The sequence below is a fragment of the Methanothrix thermoacetophila PT genome, assembly GCF_000014945.1.
Lineage (GTDB): Archaea > Halobacteriota > Methanosarcinia > Methanotrichales > Methanotrichaceae > Methanothrix_B > Methanothrix_B thermoacetophila.
On record NC_008553.1, the window covers coordinates 1,517,127 to 1,541,305 of the forward strand.

The following is a 24,179-nucleotide window of genomic DNA, read 5'->3' on the forward strand; positions in this document are numbered from 1 at the left end:
TCATGAAAACACCGATTATATGTTGCAAATGGCCCAACCAGTGCTTAACATAATGGATAGAAAAAATCTTTCATAGGTATATAAAAATAAACCAACGAGTATTCCTAAAAACCTCTGGTTTTGAGGCAAATGTGAGTCAAATACAATACAGCGAGAATCCGCCATTGTAAAAATAAGGGTTTATAGGAATACTCCAACTTGATTCAGCGGCTTAGCAGAGAGATGGAATAGACTGCACCGATCCAGAAAGGTTCAATCCAGATAGCTGGGGATCGAGCTGGCAGGAGAGAACACATCTCTAAATGGCCAGACTGGCCAGGCGATCTTGCTGGGGCGCATATATGTTCTAGGGCTTGGAGGCACTGCAGCGGAGATGATGAAGTTTAGAAAGCTTAGATGCGAATACACGAGAACATGCGGAGATGGGTACACTTCTGGTACCGTCTGCGCAAAAACAGCACAGCAAGCCCACGTTGATGGTGCGATCCAGGAGTTTTGCTCCTGGGTCACGCCGTTACCTTTGTCTTTACAATGTATTTTATAAGATCCGGGCCGATCCTCGCCTTCTTTTGGAGCTCCTCTGCCATCTGCTCAAAGGAGACGCCTTTGTTGATCATCGACCTTATCTCTTCTATTGTGGTGTCGCTCACTGTGAAGTATTCGTCAAGGTCCTTCCTGTGGCCCCAGACATCACCCTCGAGCAGTTCGATGCCCTGCATCTCCAGGAACACCTGAATCGCGTTTGACATCGTCTTCTTGTACGAAGGTGGTACCTGGATCACCCTGAGCCGCGGGCACCTCTGCATAAGATTCAGGAAATCGACATTTGATGCCCTGAAGGCCAGATGCACCATTCTTTCATTCGGATTGAGCTGTGCGATCTCGCTCTTGGAGCTGACTACTCTAATTCTCATAAAGACTCACCATATCTGAGAACAATATCGTATTATTAATAGACACTTGTGGTTTATGGTAATGTATAAAAAAAGATCTATCAGTAATAATCACAATTAAAATTTTAATTATGTTTTCTGAGAATCAGTATCTATATCTGACGAGAAGATTCGGCATCAATGGATGATGTTACGAGCTGCTGCACGGTGCTGGAAGCCCAGCCGCTCTGAAAATTCTCGGTAGGATCAGACGGATCATCCGCGGATCATCACTGCCAGAATAATAAGCAGTGGCAGTGCAAGAGTTACAAGCAGGCTCCACAGCCCAAAGCGTTCAGCAACACGACACCATGGGGCACAGAGCCGGCCGCCGGTGAGTCCGCCGCACACAAGAGAGCACCACCATCTGAAGAGAGGGCATCGCGCGACCTTCCAGTCCCTGCACCTCTCAGGTATACTGCCCATAATCGTCCATCATCCTGCTGAAATAAATTTTTAACTGCCGTTAAGCACAGCAGCCAGGCTGCATATAAAACATCCAAGCTGTTAGTGGGGTGTGGCTCGTACACTCTGAGGGATATGGCTCCACAGGGTTGCGATCTGTTACATCAGGGAATCCCGACTCCTGAAATTCCATTCAGTGATTCTGGATAAGTACAGGCCGTGAGGGGTCATGTGCGCACCACGAGGTCAACAGCATGCACTCCCGCTGGACTTATCTGACATCCATCCAGTGTAACCCGAGCGCCCGGGGCGATATGTTCTGTATAGCATGCGACGACCCCGGGCTCACATCACTAACACAGGCACTCGACTGATCCCGGACGCACTGGCTAAACTGGCTTCAGGCTTTATCCCAGCCTGGATTCTATCTCCCTTTCCCTGAGTTTGCAGAGGTTCTCAGCACCGCGCACGTAGAACCAGTAATGCACCACCACCAGCAATCCCCACCCCACGATGGGATAGTACATCGCCCAGCCAGGGATAGTCTTTATCGTGCCCATGGCATTCAGGGCTATCCAGATTGCATTCACCACAATGTAGATCGCTATGTGAAGCTGGAACAGCTTCACCTGATCGGAGACAGTCGCCTCTCTAAAAAGTCTTTTATACTCTTCCAGAGTCTCAGCCAACAGTCCCACCCCCTTATATGCGGTTCCCGACGTGAAGGACTGCCTGTCATGGATTTATTTAAGGCAGCGTATCTCAGCGGATGGCAGCACGTGTCTCAGCGCTAAACAGTATGGAGGTGACATCCCCCACATTGGTCACAGATCCAGTTCGCACAGATGCTCATACGCCAGGAATCGTTATAGATAATTGCCATTTAACTTTATATAGATTGTTCTGGACCTGCTGTGTCGGATAACCAATAGCTCTGGAGTAGAACGTTATCGATTTCTGCCAGAATTAGTATTTGTATGAATTCAGTCTATGCTATCGGATTCTCAAACATTATTCAACCGATTCATCTCGAAACTATTTAAGCAACGATGCGGATCTGCATCGATCCTGCGCGGAAATACAATCCGTACAAATTAATACGCCTGGGAATTTTGAGACGATTTCATGGAGTAGAGGCAATTGATGCTGGCTGTACAGAGCTCACCACTCCGATGATCCAACCTCATGGCAACCGGTTGGGAGCTTAGTGCTGCCCAGGGTGGTTGCGTACAGAGCTCACCACTTCATGAGCTGCTGGACGTGTCCGAATAAGGATTAGGTGTATATGATGTGTAGAAGAGGAGAAGATCCAGATTTCCGGCCACAGCTCTTATCCGGACAGATCCGAGCCGCCTACGATTATGTTAAAATATATGATGATGCAACCATTCTCCGCCGGGCAGCCGGCCTGTGGCGGGATCACATGATGCGAAGGACCACAGCGGACGCGACATAAAATAAAAGGATGCTTCACGCGTTCGCGCCATGACCTTGCTGATCGATCCCCTCTCAGAATGGCAGCATCACCATAGTACTATCTCATCTGGATATCTTCTTGTGGCAGAACCACCAGTCGTAGCAGTCGTACATACTCAGCCGTTCCTTTGCGCTCTTCTCATCTGAGGGTGGTGGTATGATGACCTCATCGCCTATGAGATCGTTATTGGGCCAGTTCGCCGGAGTTGCCACCTTGTTCTTGTCAACAACCTGGAGAGCCTCCACGACCCTGAGGATCTCGTCTATATTCCTGCCAACCTCCTGAGGATAATATAGAATCAGCCTTATTATTCCGCTCGGATCCACCACGAATACAGCTCTCACAGTGTTTGAACCCTTTCCCGGATGGATCATGCCGAGCAGATCGGCAACCTCTCCTGTATCTGCTATTATCGGGAACTTTATCTCCACCCCCATCTTCTCTCTGATCCATTCGGTCCACTTCATGTGGGAGAAGATCTGATCGACTGAGAGGCCGATGAGCTCGCAGTTGAGCTTCTTGAAGTCCTCCCTGCGCTTCTGGAACGCTATGAACTCCGTGGTGCATACGGGCGTGAAGTCTGCAGGGTGGCTGAACAGAACAAACCACTTGCCTGCGAGATCGTCTGGCAGAGTTATCGGACCGTGTGTGGTCCTCACTTCCATTCTTGGAAGCCTATCCCCAAGGAGAGGCATTCCCTCATCCATATCGGCTGTGCAGCTCATACAAGATCACCCAAACACAAACTTCTGGACTGCTCTCATGCTGCCCGGGCTTTTACGGCATGGAGCAGCAGGATGTGCGCTGCGGTCTCGCCATCTGGAGATCAACTGCTCCGCAGATGTGCAGAAGATACAGCCAGCAACAGTTCCCCCACAGATGCATATGGCACGGGCATCTGACCGCAGGTTGCAACTATATGTTTCTTTCATTCAGTAATCAATTATAAACCTTATGAGGCGAGTATTCCTATAAACCCTTATTTTACAATGGCGGATTCTCGCTGATATCGTATTTGGCTCACATTTGCCTCAAAACCAGAGGTTTTTAGGAATACTCAGGCGTTCTCGAGACCGATCCGAATAAAGAGCGAATGCCAGAAATATGCACTTTACTGCTTCTGGACATCTAAGGTACTTAATACTTATTCAGACATGTTCTGTTTCACATATATTAATATGAAAATAATTCTCGCAAAGGTCCATTTTCATCCACATAGGTGACCTTGGGTCATGGGTGTTTATTCCTTTTGCGATCAGATCTCACTTTGGCTTCAGCTTTCCCTCCTCTTCGAGCTGTTTTTTCACCTTCGCCCAGATATGCTCCCGCTTGTAGATCTCCCTGATGGGCTTTATATCCGGGAACGATATCGCCTCTCCCATGCAGAGATTCGCGCACGTATTGCAGCCAACTATGCATTGATTCGGCCTTGCGACCACAGGCCCATCCTCTGTCCAGTCGTAGACGTTCATGCCACAGTTCATGCACATCCCGCACTTCAGGCACTTTTCGCGATCTATGGTGGGATGCCAGGTTATCTTCTCTCTCGGATAGCCAACAAGCCATGCCATGCTTCCACCAAAGTTAAATCGATATTTTTCGATTTAAATCTTTCGAGGAATAAAACATATTAATTTTCATTGTTAAAAATTTTTTGTTAACCAAACCCCCCGACCACAAAATTATCGCATCTCTGCACAGCCAAAAATGAGAGTTCGAGTAACGGTGTTAATAATAACATTGTGAATTTATACTCTTGACATGCAAAGATTTAAATCGATAAAAATCGATCCATAGGAACGTGGCCTGTGAGTCACACATGGCAGTGGCCCTGACGCCACTGTCCGGAGGGATGTGATATGAATGGAAGATTCTGGCAGGTATATAGGCCGATAATCGTACTTCTGATTGTTATAGTGGCACTCGCGATCTGGTCATACCTTTCTGGAGGGGATCAGGTGAGCGGTGCGCCGCTGCTGACCCCTCTGAGAGGCATATTGCTGATCGCCGTCGGCCTGGCGGCTGGCTTCCTTGGAGGGTTGATCGGAACTGGCGGATGCAGCATAATGCTCCCAGTGATACACTTCTGGATGGGCTATTCAGCGCCCATCGCGATCGGCACGACGATCTTTGCCGTCATCTTCACCGCCATCTCCGGGGGGTACGGGCACCTCATAAGAAAGAATCTGGACAGAAGAGCGACGCTCTGGCTTGCGGGCGGTGGTATTCTCGGCGTGATCTTCGGATCATGGCTTTTCACCATTCTGGTCGAGCACATAGATCTACTCCAGCTGATTCTCGGATTAGCATTTCTGCTGCCCGCAATAAGGATGATCTACGAGGGCATCGGCCGCTCCAAGCCCAAGCAGGAGGGCGATACAATCCCAGGCGGAAGCAGCGGCTTCGCGGTCTTTGGATTTGCGATTGGCGTTCTGACCGGAATAGTGGGACTTGGCGGCGGATATGCACTCGTCCCGGGGCTGATCTACCTCTTCGGCGCACCTGTGTACATCACCATGGGGACATCCCTGGCGGTCATGATACCAATGGCGGTTGTGGCAGGCGGCATAAAGCTCGTCCAGGGGTTTGTCGCGCTCACCACCGCGCTAATCCTCGCAGCCGGAACCATAGTGGGAGCGCAGATCGGGGCAGCGGTCATCAAGAGGTTCAGGCCGAACACGCTCAAGCTGATATTCGGCATATACTTCCTCTATGTATCGCTGAAGTTCATAGCGGCATACTTCGGAATAGCGATATGGTGAAAAGCGAAGACGAGAAAACCGAAAAACTGAGAAAGAGTGGACCGCCCTTAAGGGCGGATCCCTGCTTAACCGAAGAGCGCGCCCAGTCCCTCGATGCCGCTCTCCTCTGCCTCTTCCTTCTCCTCTTCTTCCTCTGCCTTGGCTGCAGGCTTCTTGGCCTCGGTCTCAGCGGCAGCCGCAGCAGGGGCTGCAGCCGCTACCGGCATGGCGGTCGCCTGGGAGAGTATCTTATCGATATCAACACCTTCAAGCGCTGAGACCAGGGCCTTGATCCTGACCTCATCGGGCGCCACACCGGCTGCCTCTAGGACCTTCTTTATGCCATCATCGCTTACTTCCTTGCCTGAGCTATGTAGTAACAGTGCTGCATATATGTATTCCATCAAACTCACCTTTCTTTAACCAAACAGAGAACCCAGCCCGGCGGCTGCGTCCTCTTCTTCCTTCTTCTCCTCTACTTCTTCAACGACCTCTTCGACCTGCCGCTGCTCCGGCGCGCTCCCCCCTGGGGACATCAGACCTGCGATCGCCTGAGCATTGGCATGTGCCTTCATTATGACAAGATCCATCATGCCGGGAACGGGTATTCCGCGCTCGGCCACCAGATACATCGCCCTTGATGCTGCACGCTGGATGATCGGAGATACGGTCTGGGGCGTCACATAGGCTATCTCGACTGCGAAGGCAAGCGCCTTTCCAGCAGCCTCAGATATATCCCTCAGAACTGCCTCCGTATCCACTGCCAGATCCTCTGCAGTGAAAACCAGCCTGTCGCTGTAAGCTGCCCGGAGCTCCAGGCCCACAAGCTTCGGATAGATCTCCATGAGCTTGAGGACCTCTGCCACCTTCGGTGTTATCACATCGCCCTGCTTTGCGAGCACCACCCTCTGGTTTATCACAACCTTGCCACCTTTTATGGCAGCAGGTATTCCAGCGCTCTGGAGCTTCCCGACCATCGGTCCTGGTGAGAAAGACGTCTCTCCGCTCTCAACCACTATATCCACGGGCGCAACAGCACCGGCCTTTATGGGCATCGGGCGTTTCTCTGCGTCCAGCATCTTCTTGAGTGCAAACGGATTCGCATCTGAGAATATCAGAGCTGTCTGATCCTCAATGTAATCCACAAGCGGCCTGATGGACTCATCCGACTTCAGTATGGCCCGCCGGGCAATGTTGTTGTTGACAACCCTTACCTCAGAGATGGGCCTCAGGAGGCCGCGAAGCCTCTGGAACTCATCTGCCGGGAGCTCGCGTATACCCGCGACGCCTACGACACGGCTGCTTCTTATGCGCTCCACCAGCTCATCCACTTCTCTCAGCTTCCATTCAGGCACACGAGCGCCGTGGCGAACATCTGCTGACATTAGATCACCCTTACCGCTGGCCCCATCGTCGTCTTGACATATACTGACTTCAGGTTGCGACGACCATCTTTCAGGGTCTGCTCCAGCTTTGTGATTACAGACTCTATGTTCTCTGCAAGCTGCCTGGCGTCCATATCTCTCCTGCCCACAGCTATGTGGAATGTTGGCCTGTCTCTGGACCTTATCCTGACGATGTTCTTAAGTCTCGAGATCATCTGAGCGACATCCGCATTGGGTGGAAGTGGCGTGGGCATCTTTCCCCTTTTGCCGAGAATGGGTCCGAGTGTCTTACCGATAACTGGCATGAACTGCGTCTCGGCTATGAAGAAATCGTATTCATCCGCCAGCTTTCTTGCGTTCTTCCTGTTCTCCCCCAGAAGCTTTAGCTCTTCTGGAGATATCACATAATCGGCGCCAGCGGCCTTTGCCTTTAGCGCAGTATCTCCAGCTGCGAAAACCGCGATTCTATTAGGCCTTCCACGTCCGTGCGGAAGTATAACCTCAGTATCGACCCTGTTGCCGGGCTGTGTGAGATCTATGTTATGGAGATTTATTGCAAGATCGACGCTCTCCTTGAAGCCCCTGGGCGGGGCCTCGGAGACCGCCTTTTTAACCGCCTCTTCGATATTCTCTTTCATTCAAATCATCCGTAGTCCACGACTTTTGGTCTTCTACGGCTCCACCAATCGCGATCTATGACTTTGCCTCAAAGAGGTGATCGTAGCTGCCAGACGCAAGCGCCTTCTGCACCTCTTTTGAGGTCAGACCATCAATCTTTATCCCCAAAGTGCCACATGTTCCCACGATCTCGCTGACTGCACTCTTCAGGTTGCTCGAGAGAAGATTCTTCCTCTTTATCTCTGCGACCTTTATCACCTGATCCATCGATATGTCACCAACGAAATTCTTCTTGTCGCCACTTCCCTTCTCAACACCTGCCTCCTTCAGCAAGAGCGCCGAGGTTGGAGGTGTGCCGACCTCTATCTCGAACTCGGTCCTGCTCTTCACAATTATCTTCACAGGAACCTGCATTCCGTTCAGGTCTTTGGTCAGCTCGTTTATCTTGGCGACGACTGCTGCTACATTGACACCTAGAGGTCCAAGCGCCGGGCCAAGAGGCGGTCCAGCAGTTGCCTTACCACCTGATACCAGCGCCTCGACGACATTAGCCAATATTGTTCACCTCTGAGTCTCTTCTTTGCTAAGGACTCTCACATGATCCCCTCTAACCGTTATTGGTATGGGCACCATGGCCTCGAAGAGCTCCACGGTTATCTCCTCCTTCGCTATATCGACCCGCTTCACCCTGGCCATCTCGCCCTTGAACGGTCCCGAGATCAGCTCCACAATGGCGCCCTCGCTTATGCCAACAACTGCGGGCTTCGGCGTCAGGAAGTGCTCTATTTCTGCAAAGCTGGATGCGCCTTTTATTACAGAGCGCGCATGTGGAACCCCCTGGATAGCCTGCTCCACTATCTCCGGGGCTGAAGCCTCCACCAATACGTATCCCTTCAGCACATCAGGAACTAGTATCGCCCGGATGTCCAGCTTCTCTTTCCTAGCCACCTGGGCGACCAGATTCGCGACCGCACGCTCCTGATTTGCTGTGGTCTTGACTACGTATATGCTGGTCTCGGACATCCTCAGTGTAGAGGAGAAACCATATATAAAAAGGTTTGTGACTGCTTTGGCACTCAAGGATGCCCAACTGCAGGATATCGTCCATGTCTGCTGCTGTCCCTATCACATCCCCTCCATGATATGCGCATAGCTTATATGCAATCGCATCTTCGCATACCTCGGAACATCGGTCGTGGGCTCGAATAACCGAATATGCTGTTAGGAATCGGCATGTAATGCGATGGCCCACATGAAATCCATAAGGTCGCATGCATCGGAGGTCAAGTGACACGAGTTACACGGCCAGAAGCTGTTTGATTACAGGCGCGAAGGAGGTCGCAGAGTTGGAGGAAGACCAGAGCGTGCTCGACCAGTTCGTCCCGTTCTGCCCGAAATGCGGGAACGAGTGCCTGCCCAAGGAGCTGCGGAGGGCTCTCGATGCCCAGAGCTGGAAGAAGATCATCGTTGAAACTATATATTATTGCCCCAGATGTGATAACTACTGGAGCGAAGGTCTGGTGGAAAAGGGCTATAAATGATCTATCTATACTATACAGATATGTTCATGGGCTACAGCTTCGGCCCTGAACACCCGCTGCAGCCTGCGCGGATCATGCTTACCTACAGGATGATCGAGGAGTACGGTTTCTTCCTAGGATACGACACAGAGGTTCAGATGCCGTACTATGCAAGCGAGGATGACCTCCTCATGGTCCACGATCCAGGGTATATCCAGGCGGTGAAGGAAGAACGGCCAGATCCAGCGCTTGGCCTGGACGAGCCCGACACTCCAGTATTCCCAGGCATCTACGACGCCAGCGCGTTGATCGCTGGAGCCAGCATTGAGGCCGCGAAGCGTGTTGCATCAGAGCCCTGTGTGGCGTTCAACCTCGCCGGCGGTCTCCATCACGCGTTTCCGGCCAGAGCAGCAGGATTCTGCGTTTTCAACGATTGCGCTCTCGGAATTCGCACACTGAGGAAGCGCTTCGACAGGGTTCTCTACATAGATATCGATGCTCATCACGGCGATGGTGTGCAGTACATCTTCTATGAGGATCCATCAGTACTGACTATATCCATCCACGAGTCTGGAAAGTACCTCTTTCCCGGAACTGGATTCGTGGACGAGATCGGCAGCGGCGATGGGTATGGGTACTCCGCGAACATACCGATGCCGCTGAATGCGGATGATGAATGCTACAGGTACGCCTTCGAGTCTGTCATCCCCGCGCTGTTCAGATGGTTCAAACCTGATGCAGTCGTCGCGCAGCTCGGCGTCGATACGCATTATGCAGATCCCCTTGCGAGCCTCGATCTGACGCTTGAAGGCTACGGCTATCTCGTTCGGAGGATAAAGGAGCTCACAGATGAGTATGCGGCCGGCAGGATGCTCGCCCTGGGCGGAGGCGGCTACAACCTGGAGGTCGTGCCGCTTGCATGGACGCTGGCATTCCAGACTTTGAGAGGGGAGAAGATGCCAGAGGAGCTCCCGAAGTGGTGGGTTGATGCGATAATGAAAATGATCGGAAGACCACCTATATCTCTTCCGGATCGACCAAAGAAGAAGAGCGATGTCCCAAGGGAGCTGATCGAGACCGTGGCAAACCTGAAAAGAAGGCTGACCATAATACACGGCGACATATTCTGAGCGTGAGGCCTGTCGATGGTGGTGGAAGGCTCGGTCAGGGTGAATACAGACGGGGTCTTCTACAATCCAAGAATGAAAACGAACAGGGACATCTGCGTCGCGATGGCATCGGAGCTCGGGGTAAATGAGTATCTGGATGCGTTCTCTGCCAGTGGCATACGCGGGATCAGAGTCAGAAAAGAGGCGGGTGTCGAGCGCGTCGTGATGAACGACATCAGCCCTTCAGCGTGCAGGCGCATCAGGGAGAACCTTGCCCTTAATGACATATCGGACTGTGAGGTGACATGCGAGAGCGCCAGTGCTCTCATGAGCAGGAGACGGTTTGAGGCGATCGATCTCGATCCATTCGGCTCCCCAGCCCAGTTTCTCGCTCCTGCAGCATCCTCCGCCAGATCGTATCTCTTCATAACAGCCACGGATACCGCTCCGCTCTGCGGGGCACATCTCAAAAGTGGTGTGAGGAAGTATCTCGCAGTTCCTCTGAATACCGAGTACCACAGGGAGATGGGTGTGCGGATCCTGATGGGAGCTGTAATACGGGAGATGGCGAGGGTGGACAGACGGGGCATACCTCTGCTCTCGTATGCCACAGAGCACTATGTTCGAGTGCATATGCGCATCAAAAAAGGTGCGCGTGAGGCTGATGAGGCACTTGAGTCTATGGGATACGTCGAGCACTGTTTCGGTTGTGGCGGCTGGAGTCTGAGAATGGGCATGGGCTGCAGATCCTCCGGCACATGCAGCTTCTGCGGGGGGAGAACGTGCACCGCAGGGCCTCTCTGGCTCGGCCCGCTGCATGATAAAGATCTGCTAAGAGCATCTCTGAAAAGGCTTGATCCTGAGAGCAGGGCCCACAGATTAGTATTACTATGCTCTGAGGAGATTGATGTGCCGTTCTACTATGATCATCATAAGATATGCAGGAGGCTGAGAATCACGCCTTCCAAGGTTGAAAAAGTCATATCGGATCTGCTTGAGCATGGCTACAGAGCTTCCAGGACTCACTTCAATGGAGTTGGTATAAAGACCGATGCCCCTATGGGGGATCTGATTTCTCTACTCGCCTGATGAGATGTTTGAGAATATGAAACTAGGTATTTCGTGATAATCTGCCAGATCCTCTCCGGAAACCATGAAATCTGGCAGGAAGATCTTCAGCCTATAATTGAGAACCTAAAAGTTAATAAGGAAGAAGGTATATGATAATGATAACTGTAGTGCTCCAAAGAGCATTGCAGGCAGATGTATATGTGGCACGAGGTCGCGTTTAACTACCCCCTTCATTGCTACTCCCTTTCGCATCTCGTGCCATCCCTTCTTCTTAAAGAGGTTGCATGCGTCTGCTGATATACTTCTTGCTTGGTGGGATCATCACAGCGCTCGTCGTCCATCTCGGCAGCTCGGGCCGCGGGACGCTCTCAGCGTTCATCGCCACGTTTCCAGTGCTCACAGCCCTCACATTCATACTGATATCCATGGAGGGAAGCAGCGCTGATTTCTGCGAGTATGCGAGAGGCCTTCTTATTTTCACGCCTGCCTGGATCGCATATGTACTGACTGTGCTGATCACCTTTGAACGCATTGGCGTTTGGCTATCAATAGCATTGGGTATGGTGGTATATGCAGTGGCGTCGTGGCTTCTGAGGGTTGCCATCATCCACTAATATTTATACTAATATTATATTTTGTTACTATTATTCTTTGCTTGTCACATTACTATCATCATTAATACCAACTTTCTTTTTCAGAAAAGAATAAATATCATGTATATGCAGCCTGTAGCCCATGAGGGTTGCTCTTGTCGGTGGTACAGGGGATATCGGTAATGGATTTGCGGTTCGCTGGGCCCCACATTATGATGTGATCATCGGGTCCAGAAAGGCGGAGCGGGCTCAGGAGAGCGCTGCTGAGCTCAGCAGATACATGAGGTCTCTGGGTATTGATGCGATGATGCATGGAACAGATAATGCAAACGCGATCATGGATGCAGAGGTAGTCGTTCTATGTGTTCCTCCAGAGAGCCTGGGCATGGTGACATTTGACTTAAAGGATTGCTACTCAAACCAGATCGTGATCTCGCCCGTTGTCCCCATGGCCCGCACGAACCACTTCGAGTACAGGCCGCCTCCTGAGGGATGTGCAGCGTTTTTTGTAAAGAGAGCACTGCCGGAGAGCGTGAGGATCGTCTCTGCATTTCACACGATACCGGCCAGATCTCTAATGGATGTGGAGAAGATTCTCCGGTTTGATGTGCCGATTTGTGGCGATGATAAAGCTGCAAAAGACGTTGTGGCGGAGATGTGCAGGAAGATCCGCGATCTCAGGCCACTTGATGCTGGCCCGCTGAGCGTATCTCATCAGGTAGAGGGGCTTACGCCGCTTCTGCTCAACATCGCGCGCCTGAACAAAATGCGACGCGTCGGCATACAGTTCGTCCAGGAGGAGTAACATCAGCAGACGTAGCCGGGGGAGCTTGGTCAGATGCATTTTTGCAATCCCCTCAACAAATCTGTTGGTGCACTCGTAGTGGCGACGCCTTCTGCAATCTCTCAAGCTGGTTTCCTCGCAGATATCCTCATGCTGCACACCGACTCTGAGAGATCGACTTTGGTGATGTTTGCGGGCAGGCACTCGACCGGGAAGGGTGACTCTCCGAGTATCGAGATTTCCTCAAACCCAGCGGATCGCATCGCATCGATGTACTCCTCCACAGTCACCGCACCTGCCAGGCATCCTACGTAGGCCTCTTTAGATCTCCTCACAGCCTCGGGGATCTCTCTTTTAAGGACAATATCTGATATGATCAGCCTGCCTCCAGGCTTCAGTACCCTGAAGGCCTCCCTGAAAACCCTGCGCTTGTCCGGAACGAGATTTATCACGCAGTTGGACATGATAACATCGACATAGTTGTCGGCAACCGGCAGGTTCTCCAGTTCTCCCTGCCTGAAGTCCACGTTCCTGTATCCGCCCTTTCGTGCGTTCTCCCTTGCCCTATCCACCATCTCGCTGGTCATGTCCACCCCTATGACCATCCCTTCGGGACCAACGGCTCTCGCCGCCAGGAAGCAGTCGAATCCAGCGCCTGATCCCATGTCAAGCACGTATTCTCCCCTCTTCAGGGATGCGATGGCCACAGGGTTCCCGCATCCCAGGCCCAGGTTCGATTCCGGAGGTGCTGAGAGCATCTCCTCATCTGTGTATCCGATTCTCCTGCTTATCTCAGCTGCAGATCCTGTTCCGCAGCATGATCCAGAGCAGCACGTTGCCTGCATTGCGATCCGCGAGTACCCGTCCCTCACAGCCTTCTTGATCTCTCTTTCTCCGAGCATGTCAAACATCTTCCGACCTTCAGTCTTTTATCCCTTTCTTTCCGGATTGCTCAAGATTCGCCCTGCGCTCCTTGCAGATGCTCCCCACATCGCTCCCAACAAATGGCGATCCTGCCTGGCAAGGCTTTTATCTCCGGCGATCCGCTTCTAACAGCCATGAGAGATTATGCCAAGATCGTTCCATGCCTCGATGTCAAGGTCGTGGACGGTGTCCCTTCTGTTGTCAAGGGTGTGAAGTTCGTGGATCTGAAGCATCAGGGCGACCCGGTTGCATTCGCACGGCGCTACCAGGAGCAGGGCGCCGACGAGCTTGTTTTTCTGGACATCACCGCCTCCCATGAGGGGAGAAAGACGATGGTCGATGTGGCCAGGAGGGTTGCGGATGCTGTTGATATCCCCTTTACTGTGGGAGGCGGAATCAGCAGCATTCAGGGTATAAAAGAGATACTCGATGCGGGCGCGGACAGGGTTGGGATCAACACAGCCGCGGTGAGGAATCCTGATCTAGTCAGGAGCGCAGCCCAGGCGTTCGGATCTGAGAGGATCACGGTCGCGGTTGACGCCAGGAGAAACGCTGAGATCATCCCGGGCGTGAACGTCTACGAGCTGGAGGACGGCAGCCGCGCATGGTTCGAGGTTGTGATCTATGGAGGGAGAGAGCCGACAGGAATAGATGCCATAGAGTGGTGTAGGAGGGTGGAGCGGCTCGGAGCAGGCGAGATACTGCCTACAAGCATGGACAGGGATGGCACGAACATCGGATACGATCTGCCGCTCACGAAGGCGATATGCGACGCGGTCGATGTTCCCGTCACTGCCAGCGGAGGAGCCTCCACGCCCCAGCATATACTGGAGGCGTTCACGGTAGGAGGCGCGGACAAGGCCCTCGCTGCAGGCATGTTCCACCGCGGGGAGTACACCGTTGGCCAGGTCAAGGACTACCTTAGAGCGAATGGACTACGTGTAGTATAGCTAAAACATCGAGATATGCTGGGTGATCGAGCAGCTGAATAAGGCCAGCAGAATTACAAAAGTCATTAAAGATATGCTGGGCCGCGGTCTCCGGCTTCCAGGCGAAAGAGGAAGCATCCGGATCACTCCAGCAGGCATTTTTCATCGAATGCACATTTTCATCGCATGCACAGTCGCCTGCCCCGGAAAATGCACAAAAATATATGACTACCAGCAAAAAAACAGAGACTGCGTGGTTCACAGAACCAGCAAACTCCTTGTGCAAAAGCTAAAGGTTTCTTCAGACCTTGTGGCCAATCGCGAAGCGGCGCATCACACGGTCGATCTGTATCCTTACCTGGTCCCCAACCTGGGTCTCCGGGACAAAGATAACGAAGCCTTCAACCCTTGCGATACCGTCCCCTTCACGGGCGATATCCTCGATCTTCACGTTGTACTCGCTGCCAACAGCCACTGGGGCAGAAGGAGCAGAGCCACGAGAAAATCCTTCCTCACTTCTAAACAATTCTTCACCGTCCTTAGCGAAAAACCACACAGAGTTTTTGCGCGTTCATAACTCTGAAACACTGGTATTAAAACCTTTTGCCTTGCTTGCTACGATCTGGATGTCACGATCTTCGCAAAATAAGTGCCGGGGGCGGGATTCGAGCCCGCGACTTCCAGATGACCCAGGCGCCTGTGGCTTACCCTATGAGTCTGGCGCCCTAACCAGCTAGGCCACCCCGGCCCGGAGAGAGCCCTCGTTCGAGATCTTAGATAAGGTTTGTGCTCAATGGATCACCACGATCCCAGTCGCTCGAATGAAGAACAAATAGCCGACATCGAGAATGTATGGCAGCGCACTTGAATCGCTGTATGGAATTTCAGGAATCAGATTTCAGTGTCACAACAGATCACGAATCCTGAGAGGCCAAACGCAGATCGGTTCGATGATGCAAGCAACAGAATGTTTCGATATATCTGTGAAGCATGCAAGGGCTGAGCGCTGCGGATCTCTGTGATTCCTGCGCATGATATACCTGGGATAAATTTTTCTCGATGAACTCAGAGCATCACGTGATGGAGCTTAGCATCTCTGGAACTGTCAGCGATACCCTTGCGGGAAGGACGGTGGCTCTGGGCGTCACCGGGAGCATCGCGGCCGTGAGGGTTGTCGACCTTGTGCGCGACCTCATCAGGCGCGGCGCAGATGTGCACTGCGTGATGTCTGAGGCGGCACAGAGGATACTGCATCCATATGCTCTTGAATATGCCAGTGGCAATCCGGTGATCACTGAGATAACCGGCCGTGTCGAGCACGTGGAGCTCTGTGGAGTTGAGGGTCGCGCGGATATGCTTCTAATAGCCCCTGCCACCGCGAACACGATAGGAAAGATCGCATGCGGCATAGATGATACGCCTGTCACGACCTTCGCCACCACCGCGATAGGGAGCGGAAAGCCGGTCGCTGTGGTGCCTGCGATGCACGAGGCGATGTACCGCCACCATGCTGTCGTCGAGAACCTGAATAGGCTCAGATCGATGGGAGTTGTGTGCATAGACCCCAGGATCGAGGAGTCTAAGGCGAAGATCGCTGAAAACTCACGGATAGTGGCTGAGGTTGAGCGGATTCTGGGACCGAGGGATCTCAGATCGAGGCGCATTCTTGTGACCAGCGGCGCAACCGCTGAGAGCATAGATCCGATCAGGATAATAACAAACCGTGCCTCAGGAAGAACCGGCGTGGAGATAGCGCGCGAGGCCTACAGGCGCGGCGCGGATGTGACGATCATCCACAGGGCCAGGCTGGGGCTGCCATTTAAGGAAATATACGTCGAAAGCGCTCAGGATACGCTTGACGCTGTTATGAAAGAGCTCTCAGGCGGGTACGATGCCCTCATAGGTGCAGCAGCCGTCGGCGACTTCACCGTGGACACAGAGCAGAGAAAGATCAAATCGAAGGAGGAGCTTGTTCTGAGACTCAAACCTGCCCCAAAGATACTGAGGTCTGTGCGCTCAATGTATCCAGATCTCACCATCATCGGGTTCAAGGCCGAGACATTCGTGAGCGATGAGGATCTGCTCAGGAGCGCTCGCGAATCCATGGACGCATCGCGCCTGGATCTCGTGATCGCGAATGATGTGGGTGCAGGTGGAATGGGAACTGACGATAACAGGGTTCTGATTTTGAGATATGATGGCTCGCACGCAGAGGTCTCTGGAAAGAAGACCATCATCGCGAGAAGGGTGATCGACGAGCTTGTGAGGATCCTGAATGGTAAAGATAAGGGATGCTGAAAAGAGCAAAGACGGCAGTAGCAGTCGAGCTGACCAGGAGAAGGTTGCTGATGTGGCGAGGGCCACGGTTCCTGGACATGTGACAGGATTCTTCGCGGCAAGGCGCGAGGAGGACCCTCTTGCAGCTGGCTCCATTGGCTGCGGATTCACACTCGGGCTTTTCGCACGGACCACTGTGAGCGCAGCAGATTCAACCCAGATAATCATCAGCGGCCAGCCATCAGATGCGCCTGTGAGCAGACACGTCGTTGATTCGATGGCGCCATCGCCTGTCAGGGTCGAGACGGAGCTGGATATGATCATGGGCGCAGGCTTCGGAGCGAGCGGCGCAGGAGCGCTGAGCTGCGCATACGCGCTGAACCAGCTATTCAATCTCGCTCTGACATCAAACCAGGTTGCTGCGATAGCGCATCGCGCCGAGGTCATTAACGGCACAGGCCTCGGAGATGTCATAGCGCAGAACACTGGCGGGCTTGTCATTCGTATAGCGCATGGCGCTCCTGGGCGGGGTGTGGTCGACAGGATACCCGTGCCAAGAACAAAGGTATATGTGGTCGTGAGAGGGCCTATCTCGACCGGAGATGTGCTGAGGGATGCAAGTATTATGAAGAGAGTCAATGCAGCGGGAGAGAGGGCGGTCAGGGAGATCCTGCGCAGGCCGACTATGGGAGAGTTCATGCGCCTGTCGAAGAGGTTCACATGTGAGACAGAGCTGGCAAGCTCCTGGGCGATGGATGCAATAGAGGCAGTCGAGTCTTCAGGTGGAATGGCGAGCATGATAATGCTTGGCGACTCTGTCTTCGCGGTGGGTGGGGAGGAGTGCAGAGAGGCGCTTCGGCATTTCGGAGATGTAATCGAGACTGAGATCGTTCAGAGGGGGCCTATGATTGACTGATATACCGAAGTCGCATCCGAGATACGCGTCTCTGATGGCACGCGAGAGGATAGCAGATGGTGTGAGAAACGGGATAACAAGCGCCCAGGGGATGATCGCGCAGGGCAGAGGCGAGACATTCGATTACATTCTCGGAGAGAGGACGATGAGATCTGCGGACAGGGCCACACTAGCAGCAGCTGCAGCTCTTCTCCTCGCGGAGAGGCCGGCACTCAGTGTGAACGGGAATGTTGCGGCTCTCGTCCCCGCGGAGATGGTAGAGCTCGCATCTCTCCTGAATGCGCCTCTCGAGGTGAACCTGTTTCACAGGAGCGAGGATCGGGTGAGAAAGATCGCAGATCTCCTCAGATCTCACGGCGCACGCATGGTGCTTGGAGAGAGCCCGGATTGCAGGGTGCCGGGACTAGAGCACAGCCGTGCTCTTGCCACGAGGGGTGGCATATATGATGCTGATGTTGTGCTGATACCCCTCGAGGACGGCGACAGGTGCGAGGCGCTTGTGAGGATGGGAAAGACTGTGATAGCCATAGATCTCAATCCCCTCTCAAGGACGTCCATGAAGGCCAGCATATCAATTGTGGATAACATAATGAGAGCGGTGCCAAATCTCATTGGGAAGATAAGATCTCTCTCAGGATCTCCCAGAGAGGATCTTCAGGCTATACTGCGGGATTACAGCAACAGGAACACATTGAGCGATGCTCTGCTCGAGATGCAGGAGTACATCACTGCAAGGATGCGTGAGCTTGATACTGCAGGGCGCTCAGCCGGTAGGTAAGTCCGTGAGTCGATGTGAGGTGGTGGCGGTCTCGGAAAATTGAGCATTCTGCCGGGAGATGGATATCTGGCTGCACAACACTCTCGCAAATACATATAATTCGCACACCATCTACGGGCACACGACCTCAAAAGAGTGCTGAATCAGATCTCTGAGCGTCCGCAAACAATATCTCTGAGATGATCTTGTGATCACATCATGGATAGAAAGCAGCTGGAGATAGTAACGAGCACGGGCATGGTTCTGGCGCTGATAGTTATGTTGCTCGCAATACAGCTTGTGCTCCCTGAGAATATGAGGCCCCTCGGTTTCGTCGGAGCTGTGACTCTTTACATAATCATGATGTCGCTGATCGGTCTCAGGCTTGCCAGTGCAGGCCAGCAGGCCTAAATATAATAATAATAATCACATCCTTGAGGGTTTAAGATGGTGAAGTTCCTTGAAAGACTGATGGGTAGGCCACCCACAGATGAATACGTGGAGGTGGACCTTGGCCAGTTCGAGGATGAGCCTGAGCGGCCGAGGGCTTATCTCAGAGTGGCCGAGCTCACGTCCCTCGATGTGCTGCCGGAGATAAAGCAGGAGATTCGATCCCAGAATATACTGCTGATTGATATAGCGCCCATGAAGAGAGACAAGGCATCTCTGGACAGGGCGATAGGTGAGCTTAGGAAGATCGTCGAGGATATGGCCGGGGATATAGCTGGAGTTGGAGATGATCTGGTCATAATAGTTCCGAGTGGTATAAGAATCGACAGGGAGAAGGTTGTGGGAGGAAAAGATTGAAGCTCAAGACGAAAGCGAGCTGCCCCATGTGCGGGGCGACGATGGAGTTCAACTGGGAGACGACAGAACTGCCGTACTTCGGTGACGCCCTCATCATCGGAGGGGTATGCGAGTGCGGCTTCAGGCACAGCGATACGATGCTTCTGAGCCAGCGCGAGCCGTACAGGCACACTCTTGTTGTTAGGGAGATTGAGGACCTGAATGCCAGGGTTCTCAGATCATCCAGCGGCACGATCCACATACCCGAGATCGGCGTGGACATCGAGCCCGGATACGCATCTGAGGCGTATATAACAAACATCGAGGGCGTTCTTGTCAGGGTAAAGAACATCGTCGAGTTCGCAACGAACGCCGCGAGACAGGCCCGGGATGTGGAGAGGACCGCAAAGGGCGAGGAGATACTCTCAAAGATAGAGATGGCGCTAAGGGGCGAGTTCAGCCTAACGGTGATCCTGGAGGATCCATTCGGAAACAGCGCCATAATATCAGAGCACGTTGTGGCAACGCCTCTATCCATAGAGGAGGCCAGCAATCTGAAGACGGGCATGATAGTTCTTGACCTCTCCGAGTGAGCATGCTGATACTCAGTGGAGGCACAGGCACACCAAAGCTGCTTCGCGGCTTGGTGAGGGTCCTCGATCCGGATGAGATCACAATTGTAGTCAACACAGCCGAAGACCTCTGGGTCTCCGGAAATCTGGTATCCCCCGATATTGATACAGTCATCTACACACTCGCGGGGTTGATAGACGATGAGAGATGGTGGGGGATCAGGGGAGACAGCTTCATCACCCACACCCGTCTGCGAGAGATGGGGGTGAAGGAGATGCTCGCGATAGGCGATGCCGACAGGGCATTTCATATTCTCAGATCGGATATCATTCGTAGAGGGGGCACGCTCAGCGATGCCACCGAGATGATGAGGGCAGCGCTGGGGATCAGGTCTAGGGTGTTCCCGATGAGCGACGAGAGCGTATCCACGATCATAGCCACGCCTCTGGGCGAGATGCACTTTCAGGAGTTCTGGGTCGAGAGGCGGGGTGAGCCTGAGGTCCTGGGCGTTCGCTTTGATGGTATCGATGATGCGAGACCCAGCAAGGGATTTCTCGATGCTCTCCGGAGGGAAAACACAGTCGTAATCGGACCCAGCAATCCGGTGACGAGCATCAGCCCGATTCTCTCGCTGAAGGGCGTGAGGGGTGCGATGGCCGGCAAGACAGTTGTGGCGGTGAGCCCTCTCGATGGAGACAGGCCGTTCAGTGGGCCTGCGGCGAGGTTCATGAAGGCAGCGGGGTTTGAGCCGAACGATGAGGGAGTCATCTCGATTCTGGGAGATGTGGACCATTTCATAGTATCGAGGAGCAGCAGCTATCCCGGAAGATGCATACGCATGGACACGCGCATAGATAGCATTGAGGATAGCATGAGGCTCGCGAAGGAGATATTGAGGCTTGCAGGATGAAGGCGACATTTTCATGTCAGATTCCTCAGTACAGGGCTGTGCGCCGAAATCTAGGATTTTGTGGGAGGTCACAGGTCTGCAGAGAAAATCCCGTTGTGGAGATTCGTGGCACAGGAAGGAGGGCACATGTTCATAGGCGTCGACCACGGGACGAGGGCGGTAAGGTTCGCGAACAATAACGGAGATGGCATCGCAATACTCAGATCTGAGGCCGGGGCACTCAGGCCGGAGGAGATTCTGGAAAGGATAGAGGATCACTTTCATGTTGAATCGTTCGACCTGGTGGCGCTCTGCTACTCGATGGGCGACGGCATAACGCGCATAACCAGAATAGAGGATGCTGAGAACAGAGGTCTCGCAAGGCTCAGCGGCGCTGGTATCGAGGTCGGTGGCGGGACCAGGGTCTACGAGGCTATGGCGATCTCCGGCTGGCCGGTGGTCTTGCTCCCCGGTATACACAGAGACTCCAGCATAGATGTCAGGATGAAGATCTTTTCACATGGAGCAAGCCCTGAGAAGGTCGGCCTTGGGTACTACGTGGTGCGCAGGGGCGTGGAGAACGCTGTGATAGCGGATGCGAGCTCCAACACCGTAACAATCGGCATAAGTGATGGGAGGATAGCAGGCGCGATAGATGCGCCGATATTCGCTCCTGGCCTGCTCCAGGGGCCTTTGGATGTAGATGCGATAAGAGCCGTGGATGACGGAAGGATGACAGCAAACGAGGCCTTCTCGCGTGGCGGCATACTCAGAAAGATGAAGATATCAGATGAGTGCGACGATCTTGCGCTGGAGACTCTGGCCCTTTTCGCAGCGATGGAGATGAGCGCGATGTCCATTCTTCTCAAAGATCTCGGCGCTGGATCTCCTGATATGTTTCTCGCAGGAGACCCTGCTGCACGTATAGCTGAACGCGTCTCTGAGCTCCTGGGCACTGATGTCGTACCGCTGCCATCATTTGCTTCAGCCACAGGCTGCGCCTGGATCGCAGAGGATATATTCGCAGGGATGAGATCCATCATGGGGATAGATGTTGACGAGCGGGTTTTCAGGTACCAAAGAGGATGAGTGGCTGGAGGTACTGAGCGAGATTGAGGAGATTGCGAGGTCCTCTGAGAGCAGCGTGGCTGCACATGCCCTTCTGCATCGGGTGGAGGCGCTTGCAAAACGTGAAGACGTGCCGCCTGAGCTTGAGGACAGGCTTGACATGCTGCTGATTGAGCTGACAGAGGCAGCGAGAGATGCATGCACAAATACGAAGTGCCCGCATTACGGAAAAAGATGCAAAATGCGATAAATACAGACGCGGGCAGCAATCCCGCGGGGTTGAGTTACAGGATTTACCTGACGCCCGACCTGCTGTCGGACCACTTGTTCGATAGCCATGGCAGCGCAACTACCAGAACTCCGAATATCACAACAACAAGCACATGATCCATGATGCTCATCAATGTCACCTCCTGAGAGACAGAGCTGTATCCCCTGCGATCCACTAGAACTTAAACCTTTTGACATGATTGATAACTTCTTCAGAGATCGTTTAACACAAAAGGGACAATTTATAATCATTAATCATGATTTTGATAGCTAGTTGCTAGAAAGGATGAACCGACCGCCGGCACACATCCTCTGACGAGATGTTCTATGAAGCGAACTACCCTGAGGGGCAGGGCTTTCCACTTCATAGATTCCGAGTTCTACGCACCTTTCTTTGGATTCTTTCAGCTCTTGGAGAAGTTTATTATCCATCTACAAGCATCCAGCGCTTCAGCTAACTTTTGCTGTGTCGCCTTATCGGAAATATTGGATACTTGTAGCTGATAATCATTATTTCTCCATCTGAGACTCTACATACTGCATCAGAACTAAATAGTTATCTTTGAGCATGTCAGAAGCAGGGAGGGCTTCGCTCTCATCCGAGGACTTCCCGCTGCGCCCTCTCCTTTCCCAAGAGTTAAAAGTTGTGTGGTTATCTCTAGAAGGGGGGTCGGTGAAAATAGAGAAAATCTGTACATCTCTGAGGAGGCTGGCTGAGGATGGTGCAGAGGTTATCTCCAGATCAGAGGACGTCCTGGTCGTGTCGCACATCGATGCTGATGGACTGACTGCAGCTGGTGTGATATGTACAGCCCTCTCAAGAAAGGGCATAGATTACACACCTCTATTCTTCAAGCAACTTGATAGTAGAGCAATTGAGCGCATTGCAGATGCGGGTTCGGATCTGGTGATCTTCACCGATCTTGGAAGCGGCATGATCCAGGAGATATCATCTTTTGGCATCAGAGCTGTTATCGCGGACCATCACCGTCCCGGGAGCGCTGAGATCTATAGAGGAATTGTGCACATCAATCCTCATCTCCTTGGCGGGGATGGTGCAACCCATATAAGCGGCAGCGGGACTGCATTCATCCTCGCGAATGCTATGGGGAGGAACGAGGATCTCTCTGCTCTCGCAGTTGTCGGCGCTGTCGGCGATCTCCAGGATCTATCGTCGGGCAGGCTGGTCGGGCTCAACCGCAGGATAATCGAGGTGGGATCAAGAGCGGGCGTCCTGTCGTTCGGTCCGGATCTAAAGCTCTTCGGAAAACAGACGCGGCCTGTCTTCAAGATGCTTGAATACTCAACAGATCCATATATTCCAGGGCTATCTGGAGACGAGGAGGCGTGCATATCCTTCCTCAAGGAGATCGGCATACGGCTCGGCGGGGAGCGATGGAGGAGGTGGATAGATCTGGATCAGGATGAGCGCGCCAGGATCGTCTCCGCACTGATCCGTCATGGTTTGCGTTCTGGCATCCCCGGGTTCAGGCTTGAGCGTCTCGTCGGGGAGGTATACACACTCTCACGTGAGAGGGAGGGCACCGAGCTCAGGGACGCGAGCGAGTTCTCCACTCTGCTGAACGCCACAGCCAGATATGGCCATTCCAGGATCGGTTTGGATGTATGCCTCGGCGACAGGGACAGGGCTCTGGAGGAGGCGAGGCTTCTTCTGAGCCAGCACAGGCAGAACCTTCTCAACGGCATAAAGCTGGTGAAGGAGAGAGGTCTTGTACAGCTCTCACATATACAGTACTTCGATGCAGGTGAGGAGATCCTTGATACCATAGTGGGCATCGTCGCAGGGATGGTCTTTCAGATCGCAGATAGATCCAAGCCAATTCTTGCATTTGCAGCCACTCCCGACGGCATGCTCAAGGTCTCGGCGCGTGGTACGCAGGATCTCGTGAGAGCAGGCCTGGATCTCTCGCGTGCCGTATCCGCATCAGCTAACGAGGTCGGTGGCGTCGGAGGGGGGCACAGCATTGCAGCTGGCGCCACGATACCCCCACAGAGCAGGGATGAGTTTCTTTCGATAATTGACAGGGTCATCGGGGAGCAGATGAAGTCGAGGGGCAGCTGAATGCAGTTGAAGCTGCATGGAGATATCCAAATAAGAATGTGTACGGGCTCAGGACCAAGCTTGCGGATGCAG

28 protein-coding genes and 1 tRNA gene are annotated in these 24,179 nt (G+C 53.0%); 17 read left to right on the forward strand and 12 right to left on the reverse strand.

The features are described from left to right. Window positions 1–506: 506 nt before the first annotated feature. The 4 genes from MTHE_RS07380 to MTHE_RS07395 all read right to left on the reverse strand — a co-directional run bounded on the left by MTHE_RS07380 (window position 507) and on the right by MTHE_RS07395 (window position 4,385). Complete coding sequence (locus MTHE_RS07380) at window positions 507–914, reverse strand: DUF1699 family protein (protein ID WP_011696581.1); 408 nt, start codon at window positions 912–914, stop codon at window positions 507–509. Between the two features lie 830 nt (window positions 915–1,744). Next, entirely contained in the window at window positions 1,745–2,026 is a 282-nt protein-coding gene (locus tag MTHE_RS07385) for a 2TM domain-containing protein (RefSeq protein WP_011696582.1), read from the reverse strand. 850 nt (window positions 2,027–2,876) lie between these two features. Then, window positions 2,877–3,539 carry a peroxiredoxin gene (locus tag MTHE_RS07390; RefSeq protein WP_011696583.1) on the reverse strand — a complete coding sequence of 221 codons (663 nt, stop codon included), beginning with the start codon at window positions 3,537–3,539 and terminating at the stop codon, window positions 2,877–2,879. A 537-nt stretch (window positions 3,540–4,076) separates the two neighbouring features. Beyond that, the gene (locus tag MTHE_RS07395) at window positions 4,077–4,385 is read right to left on the reverse strand and encodes a 4Fe-4S dicluster domain-containing protein (protein ID WP_011696584.1); all 309 of its coding nucleotides are present in this window, start codon (window positions 4,383–4,385) and stop codon (window positions 4,077–4,079) included. Window positions 4,386–4,673: 288 nt separating this feature from the next. On the opposite strand from MTHE_RS07395, the gene MTHE_RS07400 reads away from it, so the two are divergent. Continuing rightward, complete coding sequence (locus tag MTHE_RS07400; RefSeq protein WP_011696585.1) at window positions 4,674–5,576, forward strand: sulfite exporter TauE/SafE family protein; 903 nt, start codon at window positions 4,674–4,676, stop codon at window positions 5,574–5,576. A gap of 65 nt (window positions 5,577–5,641) precedes the next feature. Here MTHE_RS07400 and rpl12p read toward each other — a convergent pair whose 3' ends face one another. Genes rpl12p through MTHE_RS07425 form a run of 5 tightly spaced genes read right to left on the reverse strand, consistent with a single transcriptional unit; the run spans window position 5,642 to window position 8,581 of the window. Continuing rightward, window positions 5,642–5,959, reverse strand: a complete 318-nt coding sequence (gene rpl12p, locus MTHE_RS07405) for a 50S ribosomal protein P1 (protein ID WP_011696586.1) — start codon at window positions 5,957–5,959, stop codon at window positions 5,642–5,644. Window positions 5,960–5,974: 15 nt separating this feature from the next. Further along, on the reverse strand, window positions 5,975–6,940 hold the full coding sequence (locus tag MTHE_RS07410) for a 50S ribosomal protein L10 (protein WP_011696587.1): 966 nt from the start codon (window positions 6,938–6,940) through the stop codon (window positions 5,975–5,977). After that, window positions 6,940–7,578 (reverse strand): 50S ribosomal protein L1, encoded by a 639-nt coding sequence (locus MTHE_RS07415; protein ID WP_011696588.1) that lies wholly within the window; start codon window positions 7,576–7,578, stop codon window positions 6,940–6,942. The genes MTHE_RS07410 and MTHE_RS07415 overlap by 1 nt, the downstream gene beginning before the upstream one ends. A 55-nt stretch (window positions 7,579–7,633) precedes the next feature. Then, entirely contained in the window at window positions 7,634–8,116 is a 483-nt protein-coding gene (locus MTHE_RS07420; RefSeq protein ID WP_175266079.1) for a 50S ribosomal protein L11, read from the reverse strand. A gap of 3 nt (window positions 8,117–8,119) precedes the next feature. Further along, window positions 8,120–8,581 (reverse strand): transcription elongation factor Spt5, encoded by a 462-nt coding sequence (locus tag MTHE_RS07425; protein ID WP_011696590.1) that lies wholly within the window; start codon window positions 8,579–8,581, stop codon window positions 8,120–8,122. Between the two features lie 323 nt (window positions 8,582–8,904). Between MTHE_RS07425 and MTHE_RS07430 the strand changes: the two genes are divergently transcribed. From MTHE_RS07430 to npdG, 5 genes are all read left to right on the forward strand, one after another. Continuing rightward, window positions 8,905–9,099 (forward strand): hypothetical protein, encoded by a 195-nt coding sequence (locus MTHE_RS07430; protein WP_175265909.1) that lies wholly within the window; start codon window positions 8,905–8,907, stop codon window positions 9,097–9,099. A gap of 20 nt (window positions 9,100–9,119) precedes the next feature. Further along, the gene (locus tag MTHE_RS07435) at window positions 9,120–10,208 is read left to right on the forward strand and encodes an acetoin utilization protein AcuC (protein WP_232840845.1); all 1,089 of its coding nucleotides are present in this window, start codon (window positions 9,120–9,122) and stop codon (window positions 10,206–10,208) included. Window positions 10,209–10,223: 15 nt separating this feature from the next. Further along, complete coding sequence (locus tag MTHE_RS07440; protein WP_011696593.1) at window positions 10,224–11,276, forward strand: tRNA (guanine(10)-N(2))-dimethyltransferase; 1,053 nt, start codon at window positions 10,224–10,226, stop codon at window positions 11,274–11,276. A gap of 266 nt (window positions 11,277–11,542) precedes the next feature. Further along, window positions 11,543–11,872: a hypothetical protein gene (locus MTHE_RS07445; RefSeq protein ID WP_011696594.1), complete on the forward strand. Its 330-nt coding sequence runs from the start codon at window positions 11,543–11,545 to the stop codon at window positions 11,870–11,872. 121 nt (window positions 11,873–11,993) lie between these two features. Further along, window positions 11,994–12,656, forward strand: a complete 663-nt coding sequence (gene npdG / locus MTHE_RS07450; protein WP_011696595.1) for an NADPH-dependent F420 reductase — start codon at window positions 11,994–11,996, stop codon at window positions 12,654–12,656. 101 nt (window positions 12,657–12,757) lie between these two features. Here npdG and arsM read toward each other — a convergent pair whose 3' ends face one another. Continuing rightward, window positions 12,758–13,546: an arsenite methyltransferase gene (gene arsM, locus MTHE_RS07455; RefSeq protein ID WP_011696596.1), complete on the reverse strand. Its 789-nt coding sequence runs from the start codon at window positions 13,544–13,546 to the stop codon at window positions 12,758–12,760. Between the two features lie 147 nt (window positions 13,547–13,693). Between arsM and hisF the strand changes: the two genes are divergently transcribed. Beyond that, window positions 13,694–14,509 (forward strand): imidazole glycerol phosphate synthase subunit HisF, encoded by an 816-nt coding sequence (gene hisF, locus MTHE_RS07460; RefSeq protein WP_175265911.1) that lies wholly within the window; start codon window positions 13,694–13,696, stop codon window positions 14,507–14,509. A gap of 280 nt (window positions 14,510–14,789) precedes the next feature. On the opposite strand, the gene MTHE_RS07465 is transcribed toward hisF, so the two are convergent. After that, window positions 14,790–15,014 (reverse strand): TRAM domain-containing protein, encoded by a 225-nt coding sequence (locus MTHE_RS07465; RefSeq protein WP_011696598.1) that lies wholly within the window; start codon window positions 15,012–15,014, stop codon window positions 14,790–14,792. A gap of 124 nt (window positions 15,015–15,138) precedes the next feature. Further along, a tRNA-Met gene (locus MTHE_RS07470) sits at window positions 15,139–15,236 on the reverse strand. A gap of 332 nt (window positions 15,237–15,568) precedes the next feature. On the opposite strand from MTHE_RS07470, the gene coaBC reads away from it, so the two are divergent. The 10 genes from coaBC to MTHE_RS07520 all read left to right on the forward strand — a co-directional run bounded on the left by coaBC (window position 15,569) and on the right by MTHE_RS07520 (window position 24,107). Next, a complete protein-coding gene (coaBC, locus tag MTHE_RS07475) occupies window positions 15,569–16,786 on the forward strand; it encodes a bifunctional phosphopantothenoylcysteine decarboxylase/phosphopantothenate--cysteine ligase CoaBC (RefSeq protein ID WP_175265912.1) in 1,218 nt (405 codons plus the stop codon). Continuing rightward, a complete protein-coding gene (locus MTHE_RS07480) occupies window positions 16,764–17,681 on the forward strand; it encodes a pantoate kinase (RefSeq protein WP_011696600.1) in 918 nt (305 codons plus the stop codon). Before coaBC ends, MTHE_RS07480 begins: the two co-directional genes overlap by 23 nt. Further along, on the forward strand, window positions 17,674–18,459 hold the full coding sequence (locus MTHE_RS07485; protein WP_011696601.1) for a 4-phosphopantoate--beta-alanine ligase: 786 nt from the start codon (window positions 17,674–17,676) through the stop codon (window positions 18,457–18,459). The genes MTHE_RS07480 and MTHE_RS07485 overlap by 8 nt, the downstream gene beginning before the upstream one ends. A gap of 198 nt (window positions 18,460–18,657) precedes the next feature. Next, on the forward strand, window positions 18,658–18,849 hold the full coding sequence (locus MTHE_RS07490; protein WP_011696602.1) for a hypothetical protein: 192 nt from the start codon (window positions 18,658–18,660) through the stop codon (window positions 18,847–18,849). Between the two features lie 36 nt (window positions 18,850–18,885). Beyond that, the gene (locus MTHE_RS07495) at window positions 18,886–19,245 is read left to right on the forward strand and encodes a cell division protein SepF (protein ID WP_011696603.1); all 360 of its coding nucleotides are present in this window, start codon (window positions 18,886–18,888) and stop codon (window positions 19,243–19,245) included. Next, window positions 19,242–19,817 carry a ZPR1 zinc finger domain-containing protein gene (locus MTHE_RS07500; protein WP_011696604.1) on the forward strand — a complete coding sequence of 192 codons (576 nt, stop codon included), beginning with the start codon at window positions 19,242–19,244 and terminating at the stop codon, window positions 19,815–19,817. The genes MTHE_RS07495 and MTHE_RS07500 overlap by 4 nt, the downstream gene beginning before the upstream one ends. A gap of 2 nt (window positions 19,818–19,819) precedes the next feature. Further along, entirely contained in the window at window positions 19,820–20,707 is an 888-nt protein-coding gene (gene cofD / locus MTHE_RS07505; RefSeq protein ID WP_011696605.1) for a 2-phospho-L-lactate transferase, read from the forward strand. 105 nt (window positions 20,708–20,812) lie between these two features. Continuing rightward, complete coding sequence (locus MTHE_RS07510; RefSeq protein ID WP_232840846.1) at window positions 20,813–21,775, forward strand: methanogenesis marker 12 protein; 963 nt, start codon at window positions 20,813–20,815, stop codon at window positions 21,773–21,775. Continuing rightward, on the forward strand, window positions 21,738–22,004 hold the full coding sequence (locus tag MTHE_RS07515) for a hypothetical protein (RefSeq protein WP_011696606.1): 267 nt from the start codon (window positions 21,738–21,740) through the stop codon (window positions 22,002–22,004). Before MTHE_RS07510 ends, MTHE_RS07515 begins: the two co-directional genes overlap by 38 nt. A gap of 693 nt (window positions 22,005–22,697) precedes the next feature. Beyond that, a complete protein-coding gene (locus MTHE_RS07520; RefSeq protein ID WP_011696607.1) occupies window positions 22,698–24,107 on the forward strand; it encodes a DHHA1 domain-containing protein in 1,410 nt (469 codons plus the stop codon). Window positions 24,108–24,179: the final 72 nt, after the last annotated feature.

Bases quoted from the DNA above. Each gene is read 5' to 3' on its own strand.
- MTHE_RS07425 (WP_011696590.1), bottom strand. From the start codon at position 8,581: ATGTCCGAGACCAGCATATACGTAGTCAAGACCACAGCAAATCAGGAG.
- MTHE_RS07400 (WP_011696585.1), top strand. From the start codon at position 4,674: ATGAATGGAAGATTCTGGCAGGTATATAGGCCGATAATCGTACTTCTG.
- MTHE_RS07435 (WP_232840845.1), top strand. From the start codon at position 9,120: ATGTTCATGGGCTACAGCTTCGGCCCTGAACACCCGCTGCAGCCTGCG.
- MTHE_RS07380 (WP_011696581.1), bottom strand. From the start codon at position 914: ATGAGAATTAGAGTAGTCAGCTCCAAGAGCGAGATCGCACAGCTCAAT.
- rpl12p (WP_011696586.1), bottom strand. From the start codon at position 5,959: ATGGAATACATATATGCAGCACTGTTACTACATAGCTCAGGCAAGGAA.
- MTHE_RS07515 (WP_011696606.1), top strand. From the start codon at position 21,738: ATGTTGACGAGCGGGTTTTCAGGTACCAAAGAGGATGAGTGGCTGGAG.
- MTHE_RS07445 (WP_011696594.1), top strand. From the start codon at position 11,543: ATGCGTCTGCTGATATACTTCTTGCTTGGTGGGATCATCACAGCGCTC.
- MTHE_RS07495 (WP_011696603.1), top strand. From the start codon at position 18,886: ATGGTGAAGTTCCTTGAAAGACTGATGGGTAGGCCACCCACAGATGAA.
- MTHE_RS07490 (WP_011696602.1), top strand. From the start codon at position 18,658: ATGGATAGAAAGCAGCTGGAGATAGTAACGAGCACGGGCATGGTTCTG.
- MTHE_RS07390 (WP_011696583.1), bottom strand. From the start codon at position 3,539: ATGAGCTGCACAGCCGATATGGATGAGGGAATGCCTCTCCTTGGGGAT.
- hisF (WP_175265911.1), top strand. From the start codon at position 13,694: ATGAGAGATTATGCCAAGATCGTTCCATGCCTCGATGTCAAGGTCGTG.
- MTHE_RS07480 (WP_011696600.1), top strand. From the start codon at position 16,764: ATGGTAAAGATAAGGGATGCTGAAAAGAGCAAAGACGGCAGTAGCAGT.
- MTHE_RS07440 (WP_011696593.1), top strand. From the start codon at position 10,224: ATGGTGGTGGAAGGCTCGGTCAGGGTGAATACAGACGGGGTCTTCTAC.
- coaBC (WP_175265912.1), top strand. From the start codon at position 15,569: ATGGAGCTTAGCATCTCTGGAACTGTCAGCGATACCCTTGCGGGAAGG.
- cofD (WP_011696605.1), top strand. From the start codon at position 19,820: ATGCTGATACTCAGTGGAGGCACAGGCACACCAAAGCTGCTTCGCGGC.
- arsM (WP_011696596.1), bottom strand. From the start codon at position 13,546: ATGTTTGACATGCTCGGAGAAAGAGAGATCAAGAAGGCTGTGAGGGAC.
- MTHE_RS07410 (WP_011696587.1), bottom strand. From the start codon at position 6,940: ATGTCAGCAGATGTTCGCCACGGCGCTCGTGTGCCTGAATGGAAGCTG.
- npdG (WP_011696595.1), top strand. From the start codon at position 11,994: ATGAGGGTTGCTCTTGTCGGTGGTACAGGGGATATCGGTAATGGATTT.
- MTHE_RS07395 (WP_011696584.1), bottom strand. From the start codon at position 4,385: ATGGCATGGCTTGTTGGCTATCCGAGAGAGAAGATAACCTGGCATCCC.
- MTHE_RS07415 (WP_011696588.1), bottom strand. From the start codon at position 7,578: ATGAAAGAGAATATCGAAGAGGCGGTTAAAAAGGCGGTCTCCGAGGCC.